Raw genomic sequence first — 3125 nt, forward strand, 5'->3', positions numbered from 1 at the left:
TTGAAGTATTATATTTGCTCATTACTCGGCCACCCGTCATGATCGCCCGGAAGCCGCTTCATCATCTCTTCTTCTCGTTTAGCGTCACGCCGAAATTCCGCCGCATCAAACATTCTCTCGACTCTTCTCTGTCTACCTGCATGAGAGAGCTCATCCCATTCAAGGCGGTTTTCTTCCCACGCATCCTCCGGGCCATCCGCATCGTATTCGTCTTTTGCTATTTTGTGCCTGCGGTGCCTACACCCCGAACAGTCACAATTTCCTTCGTCATCTTCATTCCAAGGCGCACCACAAATATTTGGGTTACTCCCATCATTCGGGTCGTAAGGCATATTTATCCTCCTGTAAGCCTCGTTCATTTTTACTATTCCGTTAAAAAGAGACCGTTCATTCATCACTGCCCCATACATCCCAATCTTCTGGTTTCTTATTTACAACGGCGAAAAACTTAATCCCGCCACTAATGCAGAAAAGTTCCCACGGGAACATATCATCACTTCTTTCACGAACTTCCCACTTCGAGAATCTATTTAAAAATGATTCACCATCTATCTGTATTTCGCCTTCATGCACGGCAATCACACCATCTGCATATAGAATCCTAAAATCTTTCTCCAGTAGAAAACACTTTTCAATAAACTCATTCTTTTCCATTCTCTCCCCCTTAATCTATGTGGAATAAACCAACCATATTTAATCATTTCCACCCAACGATGGACATTGCTCGCCCGCCTTTTGCGTATATCTATTGTTATGGCTCAAGATCAATTTTCCTGAGCGTATTGGTTGTTTCCACGTAAATCCAAGGAGCACCGTATGGGTAGCAGTGATCTACATCACAATATCCAGAGTGGACGGCCTCGACACGTCCTCTGCCCATTGGCCTGCGCACCGTCCCAACATATACCGCTGTCTCAACCATATCGCCGACTTTTATTTCATCACTCATTTATAATTACCTCCATAACAATTCACTACAGCGGACGCCCAATGCGCCGCTGACCTTTGCGTTATCTATTAAAACTTTCAATATTTCTTTCCATGACCGATTTAGATTTAAGGCATCTTTTACACAATGTTTTCGCAGATGTTTCCGGTTCGAGCAAGCCAATGGAAATTGGATGACAATTACATAAAGACTGCGCCAGGTGTGGATTTAACGATAGGGTTCCGAAATAATGTGCTATTCTGCTACGGCTATAGCAATAAACCATCCACTTCATTTCTGCCCCCTTAATCTGTTTTCATTCACTAATCTTTCCATTTCTGTGGAAAAAGCCGTGTTCCATTTCGCCGACCACGCATCCTTTATTTTCAGTTTCTTGCTTGACGACTCTTTCCCGCATTTCTCGTTAGCGAATTTCTCCGCCAAAGGAATCAAGGCGTTTCGTCTGCTAATATAGAGCTTATCTGGTTTCATACTATTCTCCTTTTCTGATGCTGGTGCCAGAACCATACGGGCAGTGAAGTACCGCTGCCCTATCTCCGACCTTTTTCAACGGTGATGCTTCGGCGAACCTCCTAAGCAAAACCAGCACCCAACGTTAAGAGTCCCGACCACCTTTACCGATTCGCTGGCCGTCCTAAGACGGTGCGTAATCTTTCCGGCAATCCCTACCGCTATTTCTTGATTCCCTACCGTTGGGGAGACAATAACGAACTTTTTTTATATTGTCAAGGTTTATTTACGCCCAAATGCAATAAATCTTAAATCCTCAATAATATCAACGTGGGCCCCTTGATCTTTTTTGCTGTAGAAATGTCTTGACAATTCAAGGCGACCCGTTTATGATCTTGGCCATGAAACTAAAACTCAACATAAAACTGATCGAAGCTGAGATGGAACGGCAGGGGCTTAACCATAAAGACCTGTGCCGTATATGGAAGCTAAGCCGCACCGCCATGTATTACGTTTGGGCTGAAAAGCCAGCGTCCTATGCGGTAAGGTTCGGAAAGCTATTCAACCGCCCGGCGCGTGACCTGATTATTTAATTCCATCGAACTGGAGAGAGGGTGCTGCCATCGCTAATCCGCAGACAGAAGACGGCTTCACTAAAATAGCAAACGAGATTATGGATGCACTTTGCCATATTCGGATACCCGGAGAGGAAATGCAAGTCTTAAATGCCATATTGCGTAAGACCTATGGATGGAATAAATGCGAGGATAGTATATCTTTAGGCCAATTATCGCAAATGACCGGGATCAACAGGCCGAATGTAGCAAGAGCATTAAAATCCCTGTTATCAAAAAAGATAGCATCTGTTATCAAAAGTGATAACAGGGGGATTAACATATTAAAATTCAATAAGAATTATGATGAGTGGGTGTTATCAAAACCGATAACAGCTAAAAAGAGGGTGTTATCAAAAGTGAGTACAGAAGTGTTATCAAAACCGATAACAAAAGTGTTATCAAAATTGATACCCACAAAAGAAAAGAAAGAAAAGAAAGAAAGCCCACCTTTTATTTTACCTGATTTTATACCATTAGAAGCATGGCAAGCATATATGGCGGTAAGGGTTAAAAAACGTGCCGCCCAAACACCATACGCCTTTCGTTTAATTATAAAAGAACTTGAAAAGATTAAGAAAAACAACGGGCATGATCCAATAGATGTTTTGAATAAATCTATTAAAAACGGATGGACTGACGTTTACCCGCTTAAAGATTGTGACACAGGAGCCGTAAAAAAGACATGGTAGGCACAGCCCTTGAAATGTATGAAGTTATGGACGCAGAAAATCTTGACCACCTGAGGGATGTTCATCAAGAATTGGGGATGTTACGGAGTCTAAAAGAAACGTTTCAAGATAATAAAATCGGGCAGTATTGTGATTATTTTATAAGGATTTGTGGTGCAGAAATTGAGTCTGTAGTGGAGGAAATACAGTATGGTAGAGAAGCAATTAAGGGATTTAAGGGAATACTCCGGGGAAGATCAAGTAATATCGAGTCAGGAGATGATGCTCCGTTTAGCGAAAACCCCGGATTCGATAATCAGAGTAAAGAGCCTGATCCCATCCTTGGACAAACTGATTGACTATTTTCAAGACGGGGAGTTAATATCTGTGTCTGGGCCGACTAAACAGGGGAAAACATTACTCATGCAGAGCCTTACTGTT

General features: G+C 42.5%; 7 protein-coding genes. 3 read left to right on the plus strand and 4 right to left on the minus strand.

Annotated features, from left to right (window positions below):
* Positions 1-8: 8 nt before the first annotated feature.
* From Q7J27_01215 to Q7J27_01230, 4 genes are all read right to left on the minus strand, one after another.
* On the minus strand, positions 9-395 hold the full coding sequence (locus Q7J27_01215) for a hypothetical protein (protein ID MDO9527758.1): 387 nt from the start codon (positions 393-395) through the stop codon (positions 9-11).
* Positions 388-654 (minus strand): hypothetical protein, encoded by a 267-nt coding sequence (locus Q7J27_01220; GenBank protein ID MDO9527759.1) that lies wholly within the window; start codon positions 652-654, stop codon positions 388-390. Before Q7J27_01220 ends, Q7J27_01215 begins: the two co-directional genes overlap by 8 nt.
* A gap of 97 nt (positions 655-751) precedes the next feature.
* The gene (locus Q7J27_01225; GenBank protein ID MDO9527760.1) at positions 752-949 is read right to left on the minus strand and encodes a hypothetical protein; all 198 of its coding nucleotides are present in this window, start codon (positions 947-949) and stop codon (positions 752-754) included.
* Between the two features lie 270 nt (positions 950-1219).
* Positions 1220-1420, minus strand: coding sequence for a hypothetical protein (locus tag Q7J27_01230; protein MDO9527761.1), 201 nt, complete (start codon positions 1418-1420; stop codon positions 1220-1222).
* A 368-nt stretch (positions 1421-1788) separates the two neighbouring features.
* Here Q7J27_01230 and Q7J27_01235 point away from each other — a divergent pair, with 368 nt between their 5' ends.
* The 3 genes from Q7J27_01235 to Q7J27_01245 are packed head-to-tail and all read left to right on the plus strand — an operon-like array spanning position 1789 to position 3043.
* Positions 1789-1992 carry a hypothetical protein gene (locus Q7J27_01235; protein ID MDO9527762.1) on the plus strand — a complete coding sequence of 68 codons (204 nt, stop codon included), beginning with the start codon at positions 1789-1791 and terminating at the stop codon, positions 1990-1992.
* Between the two features lie 29 nt (positions 1993-2021).
* Positions 2022-2705 (plus strand): replication protein, encoded by a 684-nt coding sequence (locus Q7J27_01240; GenBank protein ID MDO9527763.1) that lies wholly within the window; start codon positions 2022-2024, stop codon positions 2703-2705.
* On the plus strand, positions 2699-3043 hold the full coding sequence (locus Q7J27_01245) for a hypothetical protein (GenBank protein ID MDO9527764.1): 345 nt from the start codon (positions 2699-2701) through the stop codon (positions 3041-3043). Before Q7J27_01240 ends, Q7J27_01245 begins: the two co-directional genes overlap by 7 nt.
* Positions 3044-3125 lie beyond the last annotated feature (82 nt).

This window comes from Syntrophales bacterium (assembly GCA_030655775.1).
In the GTDB taxonomy this organism is placed as follows: Bacteria; Desulfobacterota; Syntrophia; order Syntrophales; family JADFWA01; genus JAUSPI01.

What these genes read in the sequence shown, in the direction of transcription:
- Q7J27_01215 (MDO9527758.1), bottom strand. Translation starts at nt 395, where the DNA reads ATGAATGAACGGTCTCTTTTTAACGGAATAGTAAAAATGAACGAGGCT.
- Q7J27_01220 (MDO9527759.1), bottom strand. Translation starts at nt 654, where the DNA reads ATGGAAAAGAATGAGTTTATTGAAAAGTGTTTTCTACTGGAGAAAGAT.
- Q7J27_01225 (MDO9527760.1), bottom strand. Translation starts at nt 949, where the DNA reads ATGAGTGATGAAATAAAAGTCGGCGATATGGTTGAGACAGCGGTATAT.
- Q7J27_01230 (MDO9527761.1), bottom strand. Translation starts at nt 1,420, where the DNA reads ATGAAACCAGATAAGCTCTATATTAGCAGACGAAACGCCTTGATTCCT.
- Q7J27_01235 (MDO9527762.1), top strand. Translation starts at nt 1,789, where the DNA reads ATGATCTTGGCCATGAAACTAAAACTCAACATAAAACTGATCGAAGCT.
- Q7J27_01245 (MDO9527764.1), top strand. Translation starts at nt 2,699, where the DNA reads ATGGTAGGCACAGCCCTTGAAATGTATGAAGTTATGGACGCAGAAAAT.